Raw genomic sequence first — 19950 nt, forward strand, 5'->3', positions numbered from 1 at the left:
CTATTTCCCCGTTCACTGAGGCCGCAAACTGTCGCCAGCTTGCGGCTCTTCCCCTTGCACGTGTAATCCACCACAATCGCGCGGCTACAGCCGCCACACGGAAAGACGATGGACCGCTTCGAAGCCATGTCGATGCTGATCGAAGTTGCCGACAAGGGCAGCTTCTCCGCTGCTGCGCGGTTCCTCGACGTTCCGGTCACGACGCTCACACGCAAGATCTCCGATCTCGAGACGACGCTCGGCACCAAGCTCCTGCAGCGAAGCACCCGCCGCATCGACCTGACGGATGCAGGCGTCACCTACCTTTCCGCAGTCCGGCGGATCATCGAGCAGGTGGACGAAGCCGAGCGCGAGGTCGCGGGAGAGTTCACCGCCCCCAAGGGCCGGCTGGTAATCACCGCCCCAGTCCAGTTCGGCCAGCTTCATGTCCTGCCCGTCGTCACCGATTTCCTGGCTCTCTTCCCTGAAATTAACGTCAGCCTCCTCCTCCTCGATCGCAACGTCCAGCTCGTCGAAGACCATGTCGACATGGCCGTACGCATCGGCCGCCTGCCCGACAGTTCGATGATTTCCACCACGATCGGCGCCATGCGGATGGTCACATGCGCCAGCCCCGGACTGCTGGAAACCCACAGAATGCCCGCTTCGCCCGCGGATCTCTTGCAGCTTCCTTCTGTCACGGTCGACGGGCCGCTGGCGCAGGCGAGCTGGCAATTCCGCGATCCGCGGCGCAGAGCGAAGCTTGCCGTGCCCGTCACTCCCCGGCTGACGGTCACCACCGTCGAGGCGGCGATACGTGCCGCCATTCGCGGTGCCGGCGTCATCCGGCTGTTTCACTATCAGGTGGCCCAGGCGGTGAAGGCCGGAGAACTGAAGATCATCCTCGAACCCTACGAGCAGGAACCGGTACCGGTGAGCCTACTCCATGCCTCAAGGGGCCAGATGCCGCTCAAGATGCGCAGCTTCCTCGATTTCGCCGTCCCGCGGCTGCGCGCCGTGGCCGCGGAACTGCGGACGGAGAAAAAGTAGCTCATTCGGCATCGGTTGCGGCTGGCTCAAGCCGGGCTTTCAATTCGGCGTTTTCCCTTTCCAGTTCGGCAAGCCGTTCCTGCATGGGCCGAACTGCGGCCGCAACTTCCTTCTCGGTAAAGCGCGGCGTGATGTGCTGCGGGCAGTTCCAGTCGAAGGCCTCGAGCTTCAGTCGGAAGATGCGCTCGGCCCTACCCCGATAATCCGGATCGCTGACCAATGCCGTCAGCGACGGATCCTCGTCGAGCGCCACCTTCTCGACATGGGCATAGATCTTCAACCGGGCACGCCGCGCATAATCCATGAGAAACAGGCAGGCGCGATCATTGGCGGCCAGATTGCCTGTACTGATATACTGGCGATTGCCGCGATAGTCGGCAAATGCAAGCGTCCTGTCGTCCACCATCTTGAGAAAGCCCACCGGCCCGCCGCGATGCTGCATATAGGGCCACCCGGTCTCGGATACCGTCGCCATGTAGAAACTGTCTCGCTCGGCGATGAAGGCCGCCTCGCTTTCGGTGAAACGGTCCATCTCGCGATGGCCACCAAAGTCTTCCCAGAACTGGTCGGCACCCATCTCGGCCTGCGCAGCCCTGACGCCCGGCGTTGAGGCAATATCCAGAAATCCGTAGGTCATGGTGATCCGTCTCCCTCAGCTCAGCCAGTCTCGGTCGTTTCGCGACCTTGCCTGGCTCGACGGGCAGAATATGCTTTCTTTCGCCTGACTTTATAATCAGACGAGTGCGGCGACCATTTCACCATTTTTCGGGTAGGTGATTGATTACCTCGAGTGCCTTCCGTTGCGAAGCAGCTCCGCAAGACGCTTTACCCTTGGCATTTCAGCAAGCCCTTCCATATCCCCTGCAGGATTGGATTGCCGGATCGCCGTATGTGACTGAACAGCCTCTGCAACATCCCTCGTCCCCGATGACCGGAGCCTCTGCCGCCCGGCCTGCACGCGATGAAGAGATCAGCCAGAGCTATTTCGACGCGCCCGTCTGCCGCAATTGCGGTGCCTCCCTTCACGCCAAATATTGCGAGGCCTGCGGCCAGAAGAAGGTCGACCGGTTGGGCACGTCCCATCTGCGCGATGAAGCGTGGGAAAAGATCCGCGTATTCGAGGCAGACATGGTCAAGTCCGCGCTCAAGGTCGTGCTGAAACCCGGCACGGTGGCGCGGGAATATGTCTATGGCCAGCGCAAGAGCCACACCCATCCGCTGAAGCTGCTGCTGACCGCGATCGTAGTTCTGCTCGTCGTTATCGCCCAGACGGATTATCTCGGCACCGAGGACGAGACGCTGAGCAAGGCGATCGAGCTGGTGAAGACCTATTCGAAATGGTCGTTCTCGCTCGGTCTCGTCGCCGTACTCATCGCCTCCAACCTCGTGTTCCGGTTCCGCAAGCCATTCAACTTCTCCGAACATCTGGTGCTCGCGACCTACACCCATTTCGTCATTCTCGTCGCCAGCATCCTCAACATGGCGCCGCTGCTCTTCGGCGCGACGGCGGCCGAGGTCGCCGCGCATCGGGGCTATTCCGGCCTCTACATGGGCTGGGTCGAGGCGGGCATCGTGTTTGTCGCCTTCGGCCAGTTTTTCGCCATCGCTTGGCGGCAACAATGGTGGTGGCCGCTGATCGGCGCTGCCGTCTTCTACCTGGCCAAGCAGGGCCTGTTCTATCTCTACGCCCGCGCCGTCATCCGCATCGTCATGGCGCAACTGTCCTGAGGAGGGCAGAACACCAAAGGGAGGTCGCATGAAAATCCTGTCTCTTACCGCTGGCGTCGCCGCGGCAGCATTGTTCGCGGTCCAGGCGCAGGCAGCAGGCTCGGGCAGTTCTTCCGGCTCCCTCTGGCCGACGGCGAAAGACAGAGAGATCTGCGATCCGATCTTTTCCCGGCTTCAGCAGTCAGAGCGTGGCCCGCTGATGATGGCGCAGACGGATCTGCCGAAATCCGAGGCCGAGGGAGAGGTCAGCCAGGACAAGGCGAAACCGAGCGAGGAGGAACTGACCAGGGAACTTTCCGCCATGCTGCAGGCCTGCTCCTATGACGGCAAGGCGCTGAAGGTGGACGCCAGGGCGATGACCGGCTCGACAGAGGCGGAAGGCACCGCAGCCGTCGGCAAGATCATGCGCTTTACCGGCCTGCCGCAGAATTTCACTATCATGGAAAGCGACGTGCCGAATGCCGCGGCCATCATCGTCATGGGCGAAGACGGCATTCCGAAGCGGGTGATCGCCTATAACCGCCAGTTCATGAGCGATGTCGCTAAGGCGACCGGTACGAGCGACTGGCCGGGCACCTCGATCCTCGCCCACGAGATAGGCCATCACCTGTCCGGTCACACGCTGATGCCGGGCGGCAGCCAGCCGCCGATCGAGCTGGAGGCCGACAAGTTTTCCGGCTTCGTCCTGTTCAAGATGGGCGCCACCCTGCCCGATGCCGAAAAGGCGATCGCAACCCTCATCCCCGAGGCGGACGGTCCGACCCATCCCGGACGACAAAAGCGCCTGAAGGCGGTCGAGGCCGGTTGGCTGCAGTCCTGCGAGCAGCAGCAGGCCGAGTGCGGCGACGATACCGTGGTGGCCGCCGCCGAACCGCGGGCGGCAAGCGTACCGCAACAGGTCGAGCCGCAATCGACGGCACCGGCCTCATCCAATAAGCCCTCCAGCGCGTCTCAAGCCGCCGCACCGGAGACTGCTGCCGCACAGATGCCGAAAATTCCGGGCCCTCTCGATATTGAGATACCGACCGCCACGGGCGGCCGGGCAAGCGAGCCCGCCGTTATCGACCAGATCCCGAAACTCGCCGCCGATGCGGTACCGTCGAAATTCGACCGCTTCGTTTATGACGATGTCGGTGTGTTCGATCCGTCCGTCAGGGAAAAGCTGCAGACGATCGCCTTCCAGTTCGCCGCCGCCGCGAATGTCGAGGTCGTCACCGTCGTCACCAAGGACCTGCAGGGCAGTGATCCGGACCAGTATGCGCTCGACTTCATGCACCAGATGCGCGTCGGCAAGATGGATGTCGGCAATGGCGCGGTTCTGGTCGTCGCTCCAAATGACAAGAAGGTGGGCGCGGCGCTCGGCCCGGGCCTGCGTGTTCTGTTCGAGAACGACGACTCACCGAAGCGCCGCCTCAACGATTATCTCAAGATCGTCGATGGCGGCGGCGAGCCGCAGCGCGTCAGCTCGACGATCTCGGCTGCCGCCTACCGGATCATGAACCAGGCGAAGACCCAGCAATGGCAAATCCGCTATCCGACCTTTGCGTCCTATGACGCGGCAGACCGGAAGATCATGGAGGAGCGCAGCAAGGCGACGACGCCTTACGATCCGAGCAAGGATCCGGTCGCCAACGCGCTGCTGCGGCTGGAGGCCACCATCGTCAGCAAGAGCCCGGACATGAACGATCGCAGCCTGCTGGTCAACGAACCTCGGTCCCGCTACGTCGGCCCGGCCATGCAGGTACGCACGTCCGACGGGCGCGATCTCGTTCTTTATGTCAACAGCGCGGTGCCGCAGCTGATGCCGATGCCGCTGGAAGAAGGAAAACGTTATTCCTTCATCGCCCGCGACACGATCCTCAGATCCGGCGCGCCTCAGCTCGACCTGATCAGCTACGATCTTCTGGACTAGGGGAGCCTACACCTCGTCGAACGACAGTCCCCAGTCCTCTTCCCCGTACCATTCATCGCCCGTCGGCGGCGTCTGCCAGCGGAAGCTTCGGACCCTGCGCAGGCCGCGGCCGCGGAAGGCTGTCTCCAGGGCGGCATGGCGGCCGGGCGGAGTGGCCTCCTTACCCTCGCCCCAGATGAAGCCGACGGGCTGCAGGAAGCGGGCGCCGAAGCCGCGCGCTCGGCGGTCGATCATCAGGAAAGCGGCATAGCGGGAAAAGCCGCCGCGGCGACCGTCGACGACGGCGGGCGTGCCGAGCGGAAACAGCAGGCGGCCGGAGACGGCGAGATTGTCGACCCAGCGGGCGGGCGGATGGTCGAGGGCGAAGTTGGCGTAGATGACATCGGCATCCTCCTTCGGCCAATCGCCCGCGTCGCCTTGGATGACCTCGACATTGGGATAGCCCGCGAGATTTGCCTTCGCCGTCTTGGCAAGTCCGACGTCATATTCGATGGCGATCACCCGTCCGGACGGGCCGACAAGCTCGGCCATGATCGCCGTGTAATAGCCGGTACCGGCGCCGAGATGCACCGCGATCTCGCCCTCGCGAATACCGAGCGCATGAAAAGACGCCGCATGCAGCGACGGCATGCCGTTATTGATGCCGCGGGCTGCATCAAGGCCGACCAGGACATCCTGATAGAGAACGACGGGATCGGTCGACGACACCGCCTGATAGCGTGTGCCGTCGCTGAAGGACCAGGGCGGCGGGCCGACGAAATCCTCCCGCGGCACCCGGGCGAAGGCGGCCATCAGGCGCGCATTCTCCTCCGCGCCGATCTTGGCCAGAAGCTGCAGGGCATAGACCTGGCGATGCGCAGGCTGGTCGTCGATATCCATGGCAGCCCCCGAGAAGATGTTCCCGGCATGATGGCAGGATAGATGAGCCCATTCAATGTAAGGTTCACGTAAATGAATTGGTGGCCGGGCGGCTAATCCTGTATTGCGGCAGCAAAATCACAACAGACTGCCGGAAGCACTTCAGGACCCTTGCCATGGCCACCGACACCGCTCAGCCCGTCGCACCCACCCCGGCCGCCCAGAACGAGGACACGCCGCGCGGGTTCGCCTTCGGCCTCACCGCCTATTTTCTCTGGGGTTTCCTGCCCTTCTACCTGAAGGCCGTGGCGCATCTGCCGGCAATGGAAGTGCTTGCCCATCGCGCCATCTGGTCGGTCCCGGTCGCCGGCATCGTGCTGATCCTTCTGCGCCGGACGCAGGATATCGGTGCGGCGCTTCGCAATCCGCGCATGCTCGGCATGGCCTGCGTGACCGCCGCCTTCATCACCGCAAACTGGGGCATCTATGTCTGGGCGGTCGCCTCCGGCCACGCGCTCGATGCGGCACTCGGCTATTTCATCAATCCGCTGTTCAGCATCTTCCTTGCTGCCGTCATCCTGAAGGAGAAGCTGGCGCCGCTGCAGATTGCAGCGATCGGACTGGCATTCGTCGGCGTGGTGGTGCTCACCTCGGGTGCCGGCGGCCTGCCATGGGTCTCGCTGGCGCTCACCTTCACCTGGGGCTGCTACGCGCTGTTCCGCAAGACGCTGCCGATCGGGCCGAACCAGGGCTTCTTCCTCGAAGTGCTGCTGATCAGCATTCCGATGCTGCCCTATGTCATCTATCTGCAGGTGAGCGGGCAAAGCCACTTCTTCGTCGGCAACAGCTTCGATACCGCGATGCTGGCGCTTGCCGGCATCGTCACCGCCGGACCGCTGATGATCTATGCCAACGGTGCCAAGCTGCTGAAGCTCTCCACCATCGGCATCATGCAGTACATCGCGCCGACGATGATCTTCCTGATCGCGGTCTTCGCCTTCCACGAACCGCTGAGCATGATCAAGCTCGGCAGTTTCGTGCTGATCTGGGCGGCACTCGCGCTCTATACCGTCGCGATGCTAAGGCAGCTGCGCGGAAAATAAGGAGAATCACCTTGCAGATGAGCGACATCCCCTTCGGCACCACCGACTGGTCGGAGGTAGAGCCGACGGAGCACAAGGGCGAGACCGGCCACTCCACCTGGCGGACCCGCCATTTCGGCGGCATCCGCGTGCGTGTCGTCGACCATTCCCCGGGCTATCTCGCCGACCACTGGTGCGAGAAGGGGCATATCCTCTTCTGCCTCGAAGGCGAGCTGCATACCGAGCTTGCCGACGGCCGCGTCTTCACCCTGAAGCCCGGCATGAGCTATCAGGTGGCCGACAAGGCCGAGCCGCACCGATCCTCTACCGAGATTGGCGCGAAGCTCTTCATTGTCGACTGACCCAAGCTTCTCACAGCTTTGAAATAACGGCCTCTTCGCCATCGGAAGAGGCTTTCGCCTCGTCGCGTTCGAGGATTGCCGGGACGATCTCGTTGACCTCGGAGATGACGAGCGGCTGGACCAGATGGGCGCGGTGGATGAAGCCCTGTTCGCGCATATGGGTGACCAGCGACAGCATCGGATCCCAGAAGCCGTCGATATTAGCGAAGACCATCGGCTTCTCGTGGCGACCGAGCTGGCCCCAGGTCATGATCTCGACAATCTCCTCCAGCGTGCCAATGCCGCCGGGAAGCGTCACGAAGGCATCCGAACGCTCGAACATCTTGTGCTTGCGCTCGTGCATGTCCTTTGTGACAATCAGTTCGTTGAGCTGGCCGAGCGAATGGCGCGTCGCTTCCATGTCGACGAGGAATTCCGGAATGATGCCCGTCACCTCACCGCCATTCGACAGTACGCCAGCGGCAACAGCGCCCATGATGCCCTTGGTGCCGCCGCCATAGATGAGCCGGATGCCATGCGCCGCGATGGATTTTCCGAGAGAGCGGCCGGCGGAGATATAGGCCGGGTCTCGTCCGGGCTGGGAGCCGCAGTACACGCAGATGGATCGTATTGGCACAGTTTTCTCCATTGGGCATTTCGATATGCGCGACGCAGGCGCCGCCAAAAGCAAAATTGACGGGAAAAGCCCGCAAGAGCAAGGCTTTATGGTGTGAAAAGCTTGTTAAGACTTGAGGAACACGCTAATCGGGAAAGTAGCGGAAGATCCGCGTCAAGAGGCATTCGATGATGAAGAACCGTGCCGGCTGGCTCGCCCTGATTGTACTTGCCATTGCGTCCCTGCTGATGATTTTCGTCGTCATGCCCAGGATCAATCACGACGGCAAGCCTATCAGTGAAGCGATCAACGCTGCGGGGGATGCCGTTAAGGAAGCAGTAACCGAAGGCCAAGCTCCGCCCGCACCCGAAAAACCGTCGGAGACTGCCAATGCCGAGCCGCAGGCCAATGCTCCGGCAACCACTTCGCCGGCCCCAGCCAACCCATCGGCATCCCAGGCCCCGGCCGTATCGGGCAATGCCGCCCCGGCCAGCGGTGCTTCCACTCCCGCGGGTACAGCTGCCGCCGACATCCCGACCTTCGACGTGCTGCGCGTCGAACCCGACGGCTCGGCGGTCATCGCCGGCCATGCGACACCCAACTCGACGCTCGAAATCACCAATGGCGCTTCCGTTGTCGCCAAGGTCGATGTCGGCCCGAGCGGCGACTTCGCCGCCGTTCTCGACAATCCCTTGCCGCCCGGCGACCACCAACTCGTTCTCAAGGCCACGGCCAAGGACGGCAAGGTAACGACGTCGGAGGAAACCGCAACCGTTTCCGTTCCGGCCGACAAGAGCGGCAAGTTGCTCGCCATGGTCACCAAGCCCGGCAAGGCAAGCCGGTTGATCGCGGTTCCCGAAGTGCCCGGCCAGGCAGCCTCCACCGAACCACCGACCACGGCACCGGCTGCCGGCGCACAGGCTGGCGTAGAGACCGCCGCCCCGGCGGCAAATGCCGCGACACCGGCTCCGGCCGCGACAGCCGACGCATCGCAGCAGGACGTGGCGTCCGCACCGGCAACGGCCGCCCCCGCAGCAGTCGCCCCTGCCCGCCCGACGGTCGCCAGCGAATTGCAGATTTCGGCTGTCGAAATCGAACGCTCCAAGATCTTCATCGCCGGCGTCGCCAAGTCCGGCATCCGGGTTCGCGGATCGGCCGACGGCTCGGTCGTCGGCCAGACGCAGGCCGGACAGGACGGCCATTTTGTCATCGAAGGCAGCGCGAACCTCACGGTCGGCGACCATCGCATCGCCGTCGAAGCGCTCGGCGCGGGTGGACAGGTTCTGGTCCGCGTCGAAGTTCCGTTCAACCGCCCGGCCGGCGAGCAGGTCGCGGCCGTCGCCTCGCCGTCGCCGGCAAGCCCGGCCACTGCTGCAGATGGCGGCGCCTTCGACAACCTGCGCAATGAACTGGCCAAGGCGTTTTCGCTGCTCAGAGGCCTCTATGCCGACGGCAAGGTGCCGAACCTGGAATCGATGGCTGCGGCCCGCTCGGCGACGGGCATCGCGTTGCAGTCCCTGTCCGAATACCGCCTTCCGGCGGGCGCCGCAGTGAGCGCAACCGATGTGGTCGGCGCCGCTGCCCGCAGCGCCGGCGCCGCGCGCCAGGCGCTCGATGCGCTGCCGCGGGATGTCGCGGCCGTCGGTGCTGCCCTCGACGACCTGACCCGGATGATCAGCGAGGCCGTCGGACCGGCGCTCGCCAGACAATTCAACGGCGAGCAGCCGCTGGCCGACGCTTCCACGGGCGGCGCCCGCATGATCGAACAGGCTCCGCTGACGCAGAGCGAGCGCAATTCCGTGATCATCCGCCGCGGCGACACGCTGTGGCAGATTGCGCGCCGCGCCTATGGCCAGGGTGTCCGCTATACGACGATCTACCTCGCAAACGAGGCACAGATCACCAATCCGGATATCATCCAGCCCGGCCAGATCTTCGGCGTGCCGAACGACTACCGCCCGGACTCGGAAGAGCTGCATCGCGAACGGGTGATGCACCGCAAGGGCTAAGGCCCGATCGCATCCAGATCCCACACTTCCCGTCCCCGCCCCGTCGGCGGGGATGAAACCTGGGGTTTTTCGCAGGCTCAGCCGAGACAGAACAACGACTTGTCATTTTCCATGGCGGCGGTTCGTCCCCGTCTGCTGGTGCCCTCTCATAATCGTCCGGTCATCGGATGGGAAAACCGGGTCGCGAACCGGTCGCCCTGACCCGGCTCGCTTCCTGATTTCAGGGACACGGTTTCCGATGATGGCTGCCACTGCGGTTCGAGGGGAACTGACACGTCTCGAAGAACCGGAAAAAGCGGCCGGGGCAGGCGGAAAGCCTGAAATACCACCCCAAACATACCACCGCCTGCCTCTTCCCATTTTTGCCGCACCGGGCCAAAGCCCGGGGCGACAGAGGCGCATGCCCTCGGAAATGCTTCAATTAGGAGCGGGATATGCCGCCGGCTGTGCATTCTGCTCGGCCCGTTGCCGCTCCTGCGCGACCCGGACATGGCGCGCGATCTTTTTCAGCAGCTTCTCGCGCGCGAACTTCAATCTGACATTGTTGAGAAACCGGCTCGACGCGTAGATCTTGAAGAACTGCTTCTCGCCCGTACCGTCGATGCAGAAAATCTCCTCGCAGCCGGATCTGTCGGTGATGACGAAATTACCGGGATTTATATCCATCAGGACGATATGGCTGTCGCGGCAGCGATCGAAGAACTGGTCGACCAGCTGCATGTGATTGGCCGTTAGACGGCCGGAAAAGATCAGCTGGCTTAAGGTCGGCGAAAGAGTGCCGTCGCGATTGGCGATACGCTCCACCAGCAAGCCGAGACCGTTAGATGTATGGGTCAGCCCGAGGATACGGGGAATAGGCAGATCAAATATCTCGTCGCTGTTTACCTTGCGCGCCTGCTCGAGATATTCGTCGATTTCACGGCGAAAGGTCATGTAGGCACCGAAGCGCCGGAAACGCCGCAGCCATTGCAGCCTGCGCGAACTCTTTCGCGCGCCACGCTCTCCGCGACCGCGCGCTTTGATAACCTTCACCAGCACATCGGGATCATCCGGGCTCTGATAGATTTCGCGCTGGGCGCCTTCGGCGCACTTCGTCCATTTGGACAAATCGATGTAGTGCTGCATGAAGCAGGTTCTCCTAAGCAGACCAAATTAGCTGAACTGCGCCGATTGTGAAGATCTCATGACGACCTGATGACAACGGAAACAGCATGGCCGTGGCAGAGGCGCCACAAAAGCCGATATGCAAGGCTTATCAGCAACTTCAGCCGGGATGGCTCGCAGCAGTCATGCCCGCTCCGCCCAATGGAGGGAAAGCGTCTGGAATAACCGCAAGTTTCGCGCACGCCCTACCTGCAACCGTCTCGCCATTGGCACAGACTCGATTTCCCCAAACTCGGCCATAGGCAGGCGAGGAAAAAATGGTTTCCAGCATCAATTCCGTCCGCATCTGGACGCAGCAGGCAGCGCTCAAGGCGTTCAACGAAGCATCGAATGACAAGGAGCAAGGCGCCGCCAGTTCACCGCTCGGCTCGCTCGCCGGCATGCTTTATTCGAGCGGAGGGCGTGATGAAGAGGACGACACCGCCCTGTCTTCGCTGATCACGAGGCTGCAACAGCAGGCAATGACCGGCGGTAGCGACGCCGCCGAAGAACCCTCCGGCTCGGTCGAGGACATATCCTCCGACGCCTTCATGACGGTGCTGCAGCAGAAGATCGATGCGCTGGCGGCAAGTCCCGATACCAAGGCGATGGCGGAGGCCATGCAGGCAGCGCTCGAGGCCGGCACGCTGACGGTGACGGACGTCGTCGCGGGCGAGCAGATAACCGGGCGCGACCTCTCCGAAAAGAGCACCGGCTCCAACAAGACGACTTCCACTGATGTGAAGGTCTCGGTCAGCGATACGAGCGCCGTCGATGATACCGATATCACACCGGTCGAGACGTCCGATTGGAGCACCTATCTCAGAGACCATCTGAAGCGGGATCCCTACGGCAAGTACATCCGCAACGACGATACGAGCCATATCGACAAGGTGAGCGGCGCCAGCTCCTATTTCGGTATGATCGGCGACACCTATTATTATCTCTCCTGGACAGCGCCGAAGGCTGCTCCGGACGTGTCGATCCAGTCCTGACGACTTTCCGATTGCGAGGTCCGGCCACAACGGCGGCCGAGCCGGCAGCCACACGACCACCCTGTCCCGGGCACGCTCGGGGCAGACACGTCCATTCCCGGAAGAAATGGCGATGTTGCGGGCAAACATCGCGACCGACGCATTGCATCACCGGCCGCAGCCGCCTATGTCCCGGGGGCGCAAGCCCCCGTGCGCCCGGAGCTCATTCATGGCAGACAAGAAGAAGATCGTATCGGCGGATGACGGCAATCCGTTAGCCACCCTTGTGAACCTGTGGCCCTATATGTGGCCGACGGGCCGCGCGGACCTGAAGGCGCGCGTGCTGTGGGCCACCTTCTTCCTGCTTCTTGCCAAGCTTGTGCTGCTCTCGGTTCCCTATTTCTTCAAATGGGCGACGGATGCGCTGAACGGCAAGCTGGACATGGCGGGCTTGCTGCCCGCCTTCCTGCTCGGCGCCGTCGTGCTGGTCATCGCCTATAATTTCACCCGCATCCTGCAGGTCGGCCTCAACCAGCTGCGTGACGCGCTGTTTGCCTCCGTCGGCCAATATGCCGTGCGCCAACTCGCCCACAAGACCTTCGTCCACATGCACCAGCTATCGCTGCGCTTCCACCTGGAGCGCAAGACCGGCGGGCTGTCGCGCATCATCGAACGCGGCACCAAGGGCATCGAGACGATTGTCCGCTTCACCATCCTCAACTCGATCCCGACGCTGATCGAGTTCGTGTTGACGGCGATCATCTTCTGGGCGGCCTACGGCTTCTGGTATCTCGCGGTCACCGCCATCACCGTCGCCGCCTATATCTGGTTCACCATCAAGGCCAGCGACTGGCGCATCGCGATCCGCCGGACGATGAACGACAGCGATACCGACGCCAACACCAAGGCGATCGACTCGCTTCTGAACTTCGAAACGGTCAAGTATTTCGGCAATGAGGAGATGGAGGCCAAGCGCTTCGACGTCTCCATGGCAAAATACGAGAAGGCAGCAACCCAGGTCTGGACCTCGCTCGGCTGGCTGAACTTCGGCCAGGGCGTGATCTTCGGCCTCGGCCAGGCGGTGATCATGATCATGTCGGCGCTTGCCGTGCAGCGTGGCGAACAGACGATCGGCGACTTCGTCTTCGTCAACGCGCTCCTGATGCAGCTGTCGGTACCGCTCAATTTCATCGGCTTCGTCTACCGCGAAATCCGTCAGGGACTGACCGATATCGAGCAGATGTTCGATCTCCTGGAAGTGGAGGCGGAAGTCGTCGACCGGCCGGATGCCAAGGCGCTCGCGCTCAATCCCGGGGCCACGCAGAAAGGCTCGATCGCTTTCAACGACGTGCGGTTCTCCTATGATGCTGCCCGGCCTATCCTGAAGGGGATTTCCTTCGAGGTGCCGGCCGGCAAGACGGTCGCGATCGTCGGTCCCTCGGGTGCCGGCAAGTCGACCATTTCCCGCCTGCTCTACCGCTTCTACGACATACAGGGCGGCTCGATCACAATCGACGGCCAGGACGTGCGCGACGTGACGCAGAAGTCGCTGCGCGCGGCGATCGGCATGGTGCCGCAGGATACGGTGCTTTTCAACGACACGGTCGCCTACAACATCCGCTACGGACGGCCGGGCGCATCCGAGCCCGAGGTTCAGGCAGCGGCCGAGATCGCCCAGATCGACAGGTTCATCAAGCAATTGCCGGACGGCTATGAAACGATGGTCGGCGAGCGCGGGCTGAAGCTTTCCGGCGGCGAGAAGCAGCGTGTGGCGATCGCCCGCACGATCCTCAAGGCCCCGCCGATCCTGATCCTCGACGAGGCGACGTCGGCACTCGACACGACGACCGAGCACGAGATCCAATCGGCGCTGGATCAGGTCTCCAGAAACCGCACGACACTGGTCATTGCCCACCGGCTTTCGACGGTCATCGGCGCCGACGAGATCATCGTGCTGCGCGCCGGCGAGATCGCCGAGCGCGGCACCCATGCCGGGCTGCTGGAACAGAATGGACTTTATGCCTCGATGTGGAACCGCCAGCGGGAGGCCACCCAGGCGGAAGAACACCTGCGGCAGGTACGCGAGAGCGACGACCTTGGCGTCGTCACTCGCGGTCAGCCTGCGGCCGAATGAACAAGCACGAAAAACAGGACCGGAGGAGACCTTTGGTGAAAAGGCAGATCAACAAGCGAATGCTGGTTCTCGGCGGCGTCGCGCTCGCCTACATGCTTGTGCTGATTTTCTGGGGTTCGCCGCTTTTGGCGCTGTCGACCTGGCTCGGACTGGTCGATCCGGCCAAGGTCTGATCAGAAGGCGCGCTCAGGCGCCGCGGCAGCATTCCGCCATCGTGGCTTTCCACTGGGCGCATCGGGCGACGAGGTCCGCCGTCTCGTCGGCGTCCCTGTTCTTCTCACGCGGGACCATCAGCTCGCCGGCGCCAATGGCGCGATAGAACTGATCGGCATGCGACTTGTGCATCTTTCTGACCTTGGCTGCACGATAGGATTCGTGCGCGGATAGAAGGATGCGGGTGAAATCAGGCGTGGACACGCCATCCGCCTTGCGCAACTGCGCGATGAGCGGGTCTGAAATCATTTCGTCGAAAGAGAGGTCGCTGTACATGTTGGTGCTCCTTGACGATTAGCTCTAGCAGCAACGTGCAACAGCCGGATTGCAAAATCAGGGCTAAAAGTGGGCACGCTCAAGGTATTTCGCAAGAAGTGCGGCAACAAACAGTCGCCCGGACCGACAATAAAACGACCGAGACATCGCGCTACGCGAACAAAGAAAGAGACAGCGGATGAAGGATCTTTTCGTCGTCACGCACGCCCAGTCCGTCCATCACCTGGAGAACAAGGTGGGCGGCTGGTACGACACGGATCTGACGCCGCGCGGCCGGGAGGATGCCGAAGCAATCGCCGGACGTCTCGCGGAACTGATCGGCCATGACGATGTCGAGATCTTCTCATCCGACCTCAAGCGGGCCGCACAGACTGCGCAAGCGATCGGCAGGCGTTTCGGGAAAGCGGTAGAGGAGACATCCGCTCTGCGCGAAATCAGCTACGGGATCGCCGGCGGCAAGCCGCAGGCCTGGCTCGATGCGCGCTATACGCCTGCCCCGGATGACAACCGGCTTGATCACGACGGTGGAATTGAAGGCGCGGAATCCCGTCGGGATGTGGCGAAGCGTGTCTATCCATGTGTCACGGAAATCATCGCCAGACCCTGCGCCACACAGGTCATCGTCACCCACGGCTTTACATTGAGCATCGTCGTCTCGGCATGGATGAAGGTGCCGATCGAAGCCTGCGGCTTCATAGCCTTTCCGGCGGCGAGCGGCAGTATCACACACCTGCGCCAGGACGACTTCTTCCGCAACCGGGCGGTGGCGACACTCGCCGATGCGTCACATCTGGCTCCCTGACAGACGTGTCGGGAATATTCGCTCGCCGCGACAACCGTCGACGAGGACGCAGTGCCAAAAGTTACCGGCTGACTATCTGCGGGAAGACGTATAGGGGCGCCGTTCGCGGTAACGCCGCTGGCTCCAGACTGTATAGGCGACGGCTGCAATGACAATTGCTATGTCCACCATCGCCACGAGGCACCAAGTCACATCCATATGCACTATCCGCTTTCATGGCTCATCAAGGGCCACCCAGGTGCTGTTCGTCCCACTTATACTTTTCTTTGGGCTACCAGACCTTGATTTCGATCACGGGTCCGGTGCCACCCCTATGTAACAAGGATATGACACATACTGCAAGTCTTGACCCCGGCAATGGGGATAAATGCTCCCGGTGTTGCCGCCAAGACAGCGTGTAGCCACCGGTTGCGCACCGACGGAAAAGGGCGTGCCGACGGCACGCCCTTTTCATGGTCGGCAAAGACGGTCGATTGTTACAAGCCGATCTTCAGACTGGCGCAGACGGCAAGTTTCGACGACTTGAAACGTTCGGCACGGACCGCCAGTTCGGCGACATTGTCCTCCACGTCATCGATCGTCCTGCCATCCTTCAACAACCTGTAGCCCTGCGGCGCCAGAATGGACCAGGCAAAGGCCGGCCATTGTGCCGGATCCGTCTGCCCTTCGCTGATCGCGAGCAGGAAAAGCTGTTCGAACCGGTCGAACCCAATCCCGCCGCCGGTGACGGGCGATGCTAGAAACTGCAGGTCATCGCTTTCCTCGGCGCGCCGGCAGACCGTGCGGTTGAATGCCTGGCAGGCAAGGAGCCGCTCCTCCTCTCCCTCTTCCGGCAGACACGGCTCGAGGCAATTGGTGCCGACGAGAACGGTGAGCGCCCGGGTCAGCTGCTCCCAGCTTACGGCAGCACCGACTTCCGGCACGCCAAGCAGCTGCCGGACGGTCATCGGTCCGACGGCGAAAGCATCGAGGATAGGCTCGTAGATATGCTCGTAGAGTTCCGTGGCGCCGCGCCGGCCCTTGACCGTCATGGAGACGTCGTTGCGCTGGAGCGAGAGCGCAAAGCGCGTGTTGAGCCAGACACCGGCGGCGCTGCGGAACGAATGCGGCAACGCGCCCTTGACGAAGATGTCGGTGCGGAACTGCTCGTTGACGACGAAGTCCCTCAAGACTTCCCGGCGCAGCGGATCGGTTTCCGCATTCACCAAGGCAGCCTGCGCATCGGTCAGCGATACGTCATCGATATGGTCGAGCAGATTGACCGATCCGACGTGCGTGAGCTTCACCGCGGAGAGTTCGTTCGCCACATCCTCGAAATAGAAAGGCGTCCAGTCGCGATTGAAATATTCATGGGCAAGGTAGTTGCGCGACATCGGCAACATCTTGGTCAGGCGCGGCGCCATGTTCGGGTTCTGCAGGAAATAACCGGCATTGGCTTTCATCAGGCTCTCGGCGAATTTCAGCGCCTCGTCGATGCGCGGCGCGATGGGCCCGCTGGTCCTGGCTGCCTGGTCGACGAGAATGCGCCGCAGCGGCATGGCGGGCGCCCAGCCCGGCAGGGTGTTGAAGCTGATATAGACGATACCGCCCGGCTTGAGCTTGCGGCTGATGAAATCGACGACATCACCGCGCGCTTCGGCGGAGATCCAGCTGTAAATGCCGTGCAGCGCGATGATGTCGAAACCTTCGGCCGGAAGTGCCGGTTCGTCTGCGAAGTCTGCAAATGAATGTTCATAGAAATGAACGTTCTTCAGGCCCGCTTCCTGCGCCAGCGCCTGGGCACCGACCACATGCGCCGGATTGAAATCGTTGGCGTGGATTTCGATGCCGGGATTGGCCGCGGCAAGCAGGTTGGCGGAAAAACCCTGGCCGCAGCCGAGTTCACAATAGGTCAGGTTGCCGAGCGACGGGGCGAACCTGCGCCCGCGCGAAAGCGCTGCGAGCGCCATGATTGCGGGCGTGAGACCGCGGTAAAAACCATGGGTGTAATCAAGGCCGTCAACATAGCCGGATGTCCAATGTTTCAAAATATGATCTCGTCAATTCTGGAGCAGAGCTTGCGCTGCGCCGGGTTAGTAGCGCTCCCGCGCCAAGCCTTAGCCATGATCGCCTCGATTCGCGTTCAAACTCTGAAGTTTCGAGGTCACTTCGCCGTGTTTATCGGGGATAACGCCGCGGCCAATGCTCCCCGGGCCTGACATTTCCGGCATCTGCATGAGCAACCATTTGCCGATAATTGGGTTTTTCTATAGTCAGTGCCGACTGACATTCAGGAGACACTCGCTTGATCAACCTTTTCGACACCATCCGCAACACGCTCGTGCCGATCCACAAGGAAGGCTATGTCTTCGTCGCGATCTTCTTCGTCGTATCGCTGATACTGGGCTATTTCGCCGAGCCGCTGTTCTGGATCGGCCTCGTGCTAACGCTGTGGTGCGCCTATTTCTTCCGTGACCCCGAGCGCATGGTGCCGCAGGACGACGACCTCATCGTCAGTCCCGCCGACGGCCGCATCTCCCACGTCGCCCTGGTCGTGCCGCCGCCGGAACTCGGCCTCGGCATCGAGCCCATGCTGCGCATCTCGGTGTTCATGAACGTCTTCGATTGCCACATCAACCGCGCTCCTGTGCGCGGCGAAGTCTCGGTGATCGAGTATCGCGCCGGCCAGTTCGTCAATGCCGAACTCGACAAGGCGAGCTCCGACAACGAGCGCAACGGCCTTGTCATCGACAGCCGCCACGGCAAGGTCGGCGTTGTGCAGATCGCCGGTCTGGTCGCCCGCCGCATCGTCTGCTGGGTCAAGCCCGGCGAGCCCGTCAATGCCGGCGAGCGCTTCGGCCTGATCCGTTTCGGCTCGCGCCTCGATGTCTTCGTACCGGAAGGCGGCCAGCCGCGCGTCTCGATCGGCCAGCGTGCGATCGGCGGCGAAACCGTGCTGGCGGAATTCGCCTCCGCCAAGGGCCCGACCCTCGGCCGCCGTATCTAACAGACAGGACGCAGGAGGAGACCGCGCATGGAAACGCCCGGGGAGACGCCCGCAGCATCGCCGACGCCGGCCAACGAGCAGAACCGTTCAACCGACGAGGCACGCGGCCCGCGCCTGAGGGAAATTCCCCTGAGGCTGATGGTACCGAACCTGATCACGGTGCTGGCGATCTGCGCGGGTCTCACCGGCATCCGGCTGGCCTTCGAGGGTCGTTACGAGCTCGCCGTGGCGATGGTGCTGCTCGCCGCTTTCCTCGATGGGATCGACGGCCGGGTGGCGCGCCTCCTCAAGGCAACGTCAAAATTCGGTGTGCAGATGGATTCGCTTGCCGACATCATCAACTTCGGCGTCGCGCCTGCCCTGGTCTCCTATGCCTTCCTGCTCGACGGCGCCCGCTCGCTCGGCTGGATCGCCGCCCTGCTTTATGCAATCGCCGCCGGCCTGAGGCTCGCGCGCTTCAACGTGATGGAAGACCGCGGCATCAAGGCGCCGTGGCAGTCGGAATTCTTCGTCGGCGTGCCGGCGCCGATGGGCGCCATGCTGGTTCTGCTGCCGGTCTATCTCGGTTTCCTCGGCGTCGAACAGACGAAATTCTTCGTCTACGCCAGCGTCGCCTACACGCTCCTGATCGGCTATCTTCTGGTCAGCCGCCTGCCCGTCTGGTCGGGTAAGGCGACTGGCGTGCGCCGCGACCTGATGTTCCCGATCCTGCTCGGCGTCGTGCTCTATGTCGCGCTTTTGATGAGCTACACCTGGGAAGTGCTGTCGATCACCGTCGTTGCCTATCTCTGCGTCCTGCCGTTCAGCGCGCGGGCGTGGAAACGGCGCTACGGCACGATCACCATCGCGGACGACGGCCAGACCCTCTAAGCCACATTCTGCTCACATGAAGCCTTTGCTGCATCGCACTGATTTTGCTGCACTGCAGCCCCAGCTTGCGGCAAGTTGCCACGCCTAATCTTCTTCGATCGCAACGGGTGCAGAAAGCCATTATTCCGCCCCGATTGCCGGCGAGATGCGCCGGCCCGCTCAAACGCGGGACAAAAGATTCGAGAGGGAACAGACGTGAGCAAAGAGACCAAGAAGCCAGAACCTGATGCTAAGCCGGACATGAGCGCGCATTACCGCCCGCTCGGCCTGAAAGCCGTCGCAGCTGCGGCGATGATGCTGAAGCGCAAGCCGAAGCTTACGCCGGCGCGCTAAGAAGCCTCAGGCCCCGCGCAGGAAACTGACCAGCAGCCCCAGCGCAAGCAGCCCCATGACGATGCCGATCAGGCAATCCAGCACCCGCCATGCGGCGGGTCTGGCAAAGAGCGGCGCCAGGAACCGGGCTCCATATCCGAGGCCGAAGAACCAGACGAAGGACGCGATCGCCGCGCCAAGGCCATAGGCGGTCCGATCCCCGCCGTCATAGGCGGCCGACAGGCTGCCGAGCAGCACGACCGTATCCAGATAGACATGCGGATTGAGGAAGGTGAAGGCAAGGCAGGTCATGACCGCCCCCTTCAGCCCCATGCTCTCAGGCGCGCCGGCCACCATCGCCGCCGGCTTTGCCGCCCGCCGAAAAGCCATCGCGGAATAGGTTGCCAGGAACAGCGCGCCACCCAGCGTCACCAACGAGATCAGAACCGGCGACTGCGACACGATCGTGCCGAGACCGCCGACGCCGGCCGCGATCAGCAGGGCGTCCGAAGCGGCGCAGATCAGGCAGAGGATGAAGACGTGGGAGCGGATCAGCCCCTGGCGCAGGATGAAGGCATTCTGCGCACCGATCGCGATGATCAGCGAGCCGCCGAGGGCAAAGCCGGACAGACCGGCTGACAGGAAATTCATGGGAGATATCCGGG

General features: G+C 62.5%; 21 protein-coding genes. 13 read left to right on the forward strand and 8 right to left on the reverse strand.

The genetic code is table 11. From position 1 onward, the window contains the following. The first annotated feature begins 108 nt into the window (after positions 1 to 108). Positions 109 to 1029, forward strand: a complete 921-nt coding sequence (locus tag BM216_RS26635; RefSeq protein WP_093002304.1) for a LysR family transcriptional regulator — start codon at positions 109 to 111, stop codon at positions 1027 to 1029. A 1-nt stretch (position 1030) separates the two neighbouring features. Here BM216_RS26635 and BM216_RS26640 read toward each other — a convergent pair whose 3' ends face one another. Further along, positions 1031 to 1666, reverse strand: coding sequence for a pyridoxamine 5'-phosphate oxidase family protein (locus BM216_RS26640; protein ID WP_093002306.1), 636 nt, complete (start codon positions 1664 to 1666; stop codon positions 1031 to 1033). Positions 1667 to 1920: 254 nt separating this feature from the next. On the opposite strand from BM216_RS26640, the gene BM216_RS26645 reads away from it, so the two are divergent. Further along, entirely contained in the window at positions 1921 to 2757 is an 837-nt protein-coding gene (locus BM216_RS26645) for a DUF3667 domain-containing protein (protein ID WP_143102870.1), read from the forward strand. 28 nt (positions 2758 to 2785) lie between these two features. Beyond that, complete coding sequence (locus tag BM216_RS26650) at positions 2786 to 4669, forward strand: TPM domain-containing protein (protein ID WP_093002310.1); 1884 nt, start codon at positions 2786 to 2788, stop codon at positions 4667 to 4669. A gap of 6 nt (positions 4670 to 4675) precedes the next feature. On the opposite strand, the gene BM216_RS26655 is transcribed toward BM216_RS26650, so the two are convergent. After that, positions 4676 to 5548, reverse strand: coding sequence for a protein-L-isoaspartate O-methyltransferase family protein (locus BM216_RS26655; RefSeq protein WP_093002312.1), 873 nt, complete (start codon positions 5546 to 5548; stop codon positions 4676 to 4678). A gap of 155 nt (positions 5549 to 5703) precedes the next feature. Between BM216_RS26655 and rarD the strand changes: the two genes are divergently transcribed. After that, a complete protein-coding gene (gene rarD / locus BM216_RS26660) occupies positions 5704 to 6630 on the forward strand; it encodes an EamA family transporter RarD (protein ID WP_093002314.1) in 927 nt (308 codons plus the stop codon). Between the two features lie 11 nt (positions 6631 to 6641). Next, entirely contained in the window at positions 6642 to 6971 is a 330-nt protein-coding gene (locus BM216_RS26665; protein WP_093002316.1) for a DHCW motif cupin fold protein, read from the forward strand. 10 nt (positions 6972 to 6981) lie between these two features. Here the strand turns inward: BM216_RS26665 and BM216_RS26670 are convergent, their stop codons facing one another. Further along, on the reverse strand, positions 6982 to 7599 hold the full coding sequence (locus BM216_RS26670) for an LOG family protein (protein ID WP_093002318.1): 618 nt from the start codon (positions 7597 to 7599) through the stop codon (positions 6982 to 6984). Between the two features lie 158 nt (positions 7600 to 7757). Here BM216_RS26670 and BM216_RS26675 point away from each other — a divergent pair, with 158 nt between their 5' ends. Continuing rightward, positions 7758 to 9575: a LysM peptidoglycan-binding domain-containing protein gene (locus BM216_RS26675; RefSeq protein WP_093002485.1), complete on the forward strand. Its 1818-nt coding sequence runs from the start codon at positions 7758 to 7760 to the stop codon at positions 9573 to 9575. A gap of 417 nt (positions 9576 to 9992) precedes the next feature. Here the strand turns inward: BM216_RS26675 and BM216_RS26680 are convergent, their stop codons facing one another. Next, entirely contained in the window at positions 9993 to 10700 is a 708-nt protein-coding gene (locus BM216_RS26680; protein ID WP_093002320.1) for a YrbL family protein, read from the reverse strand. Between the two features lie 296 nt (positions 10701 to 10996). On the opposite strand from BM216_RS26680, the gene BM216_RS26685 reads away from it, so the two are divergent. From BM216_RS26685 to BM216_RS34205, 3 genes are all read left to right on the forward strand, one after another. Continuing rightward, positions 10997 to 11713 (forward strand): hypothetical protein, encoded by a 717-nt coding sequence (locus BM216_RS26685; protein ID WP_093002322.1) that lies wholly within the window; start codon positions 10997 to 10999, stop codon positions 11711 to 11713. A gap of 208 nt (positions 11714 to 11921) precedes the next feature. Then, complete coding sequence (locus BM216_RS26690; RefSeq protein ID WP_093002324.1) at positions 11922 to 13826, forward strand: ABCB family ABC transporter ATP-binding protein/permease; 1905 nt, start codon at positions 11922 to 11924, stop codon at positions 13824 to 13826. 35 nt (positions 13827 to 13861) lie between these two features. Continuing rightward, positions 13862 to 13999 (forward strand): hypothetical protein, encoded by a 138-nt coding sequence (locus tag BM216_RS34205; protein WP_177230926.1) that lies wholly within the window; start codon positions 13862 to 13864, stop codon positions 13997 to 13999. Between the two features lie 13 nt (positions 14000 to 14012). On the opposite strand, the gene BM216_RS26695 is transcribed toward BM216_RS34205, so the two are convergent. Beyond that, on the reverse strand, positions 14013 to 14315 hold the full coding sequence (locus BM216_RS26695) for a hypothetical protein (RefSeq protein ID WP_093002326.1): 303 nt from the start codon (positions 14313 to 14315) through the stop codon (positions 14013 to 14015). Between the two features lie 178 nt (positions 14316 to 14493). Between BM216_RS26695 and BM216_RS26700 the strand changes: the two genes are divergently transcribed. Next, on the forward strand, positions 14494 to 15117 hold the full coding sequence (locus BM216_RS26700; protein ID WP_093002328.1) for a histidine phosphatase family protein: 624 nt from the start codon (positions 14494 to 14496) through the stop codon (positions 15115 to 15117). Between the two features lie 72 nt (positions 15118 to 15189). On the opposite strand, the gene BM216_RS35105 is transcribed toward BM216_RS26700, so the two are convergent. Together BM216_RS35105 and BM216_RS26705 are read right to left on the reverse strand one after the other, a co-directional pair. Further along, positions 15190 to 15315, reverse strand: a complete 126-nt coding sequence (locus BM216_RS35105; protein WP_280141711.1) for a hypothetical protein — start codon at positions 15313 to 15315, stop codon at positions 15190 to 15192. Between the two features lie 278 nt (positions 15316 to 15593). Then, the gene (locus BM216_RS26705) at positions 15594 to 17144 is read right to left on the reverse strand and encodes a methyltransferase regulatory domain-containing protein (protein WP_093002330.1); all 1551 of its coding nucleotides are present in this window, start codon (positions 17142 to 17144) and stop codon (positions 15594 to 15596) included. 260 nt (positions 17145 to 17404) lie between these two features. On the opposite strand from BM216_RS26705, the gene BM216_RS26710 reads away from it, so the two are divergent. From BM216_RS26710 to BM216_RS34210, 3 genes are all read left to right on the forward strand, one after another. Continuing rightward, positions 17405 to 18103 carry a phosphatidylserine decarboxylase gene (locus tag BM216_RS26710; protein ID WP_093002487.1) on the forward strand — a complete coding sequence of 233 codons (699 nt, stop codon included), beginning with the start codon at positions 17405 to 17407 and terminating at the stop codon, positions 18101 to 18103. Positions 18104 to 18130: 27 nt separating this feature from the next. Next, positions 18131 to 18973, forward strand: a complete 843-nt coding sequence (locus tag BM216_RS26715; protein WP_093002332.1) for a CDP-alcohol phosphatidyltransferase family protein — start codon at positions 18131 to 18133, stop codon at positions 18971 to 18973. A gap of 195 nt (positions 18974 to 19168) precedes the next feature. Further along, a complete protein-coding gene (locus BM216_RS34210) occupies positions 19169 to 19306 on the forward strand; it encodes a hypothetical protein (protein ID WP_177230927.1) in 138 nt (45 codons plus the stop codon). Positions 19307 to 19312: 6 nt separating this feature from the next. Here the strand turns inward: BM216_RS34210 and BM216_RS26720 are convergent, their stop codons facing one another. Next, positions 19313 to 19936 carry a LysE/ArgO family amino acid transporter gene (locus tag BM216_RS26720; protein WP_093002334.1) on the reverse strand — a complete coding sequence of 208 codons (624 nt, stop codon included), beginning with the start codon at positions 19934 to 19936 and terminating at the stop codon, positions 19313 to 19315. Between the last annotated feature and the right edge of the window lie 14 nt (positions 19937 to 19950).

This window comes from Rhizobium sp. NFR07 (genome assembly GCF_900111905.1).
In the GTDB taxonomy this organism is placed as follows: domain Bacteria; phylum Pseudomonadota; class Alphaproteobacteria; order Rhizobiales; family Rhizobiaceae; genus Neorhizobium.

Excerpts from the sequence above, each read along its gene's own strand:
- BM216_RS26635 (WP_093002304.1), top strand. The coding sequence starts at position 109 with ATGGACCGCTTCGAAGCCATGTCGATGCTGATCGAAGTTGCCGACAAG.
- BM216_RS26640 (WP_093002306.1), bottom strand. The coding sequence starts at position 1,666 with ATGACCTACGGATTTCTGGATATTGCCTCAACGCCGGGCGTCAGGGCT.
- BM216_RS26650 (WP_093002310.1), top strand. The coding sequence starts at position 2,786 with ATGAAAATCCTGTCTCTTACCGCTGGCGTCGCCGCGGCAGCATTGTTC.
- BM216_RS26655 (WP_093002312.1), bottom strand. The coding sequence starts at position 5,548 with ATGGATATCGACGACCAGCCTGCGCATCGCCAGGTCTATGCCCTGCAG.
- rarD (WP_093002314.1), top strand. The coding sequence starts at position 5,704 with ATGGCCACCGACACCGCTCAGCCCGTCGCACCCACCCCGGCCGCCCAG.
- BM216_RS26670 (WP_093002318.1), bottom strand. The coding sequence starts at position 7,599 with ATGGAGAAAACTGTGCCAATACGATCCATCTGCGTGTACTGCGGCTCC.
- BM216_RS26675 (WP_093002485.1), top strand. The coding sequence starts at position 7,758 with ATGAAGAACCGTGCCGGCTGGCTCGCCCTGATTGTACTTGCCATTGCG.
- BM216_RS26680 (WP_093002320.1), bottom strand. The coding sequence starts at position 10,700 with ATGCAGCACTACATCGATTTGTCCAAATGGACGAAGTGCGCCGAAGGC.
- BM216_RS26685 (WP_093002322.1), top strand. The coding sequence starts at position 10,997 with ATGGTTTCCAGCATCAATTCCGTCCGCATCTGGACGCAGCAGGCAGCG.
- BM216_RS26690 (WP_093002324.1), top strand. The coding sequence starts at position 11,922 with ATGGCAGACAAGAAGAAGATCGTATCGGCGGATGACGGCAATCCGTTA.
- BM216_RS26695 (WP_093002326.1), bottom strand. The coding sequence starts at position 14,315 with ATGTACAGCGACCTCTCTTTCGACGAAATGATTTCAGACCCGCTCATC.
- BM216_RS26700 (WP_093002328.1), top strand. The coding sequence starts at position 14,494 with ATGAAGGATCTTTTCGTCGTCACGCACGCCCAGTCCGTCCATCACCTG.
- BM216_RS35105 (WP_280141711.1), bottom strand. The coding sequence starts at position 15,315 with ATGGATGTGACTTGGTGCCTCGTGGCGATGGTGGACATAGCAATTGTC.
- BM216_RS26715 (WP_093002332.1), top strand. The coding sequence starts at position 18,131 with ATGGAAACGCCCGGGGAGACGCCCGCAGCATCGCCGACGCCGGCCAAC.
- BM216_RS26720 (WP_093002334.1), bottom strand. The coding sequence starts at position 19,936 with ATGAATTTCCTGTCAGCCGGTCTGTCCGGCTTTGCCCTCGGCGGCTCG.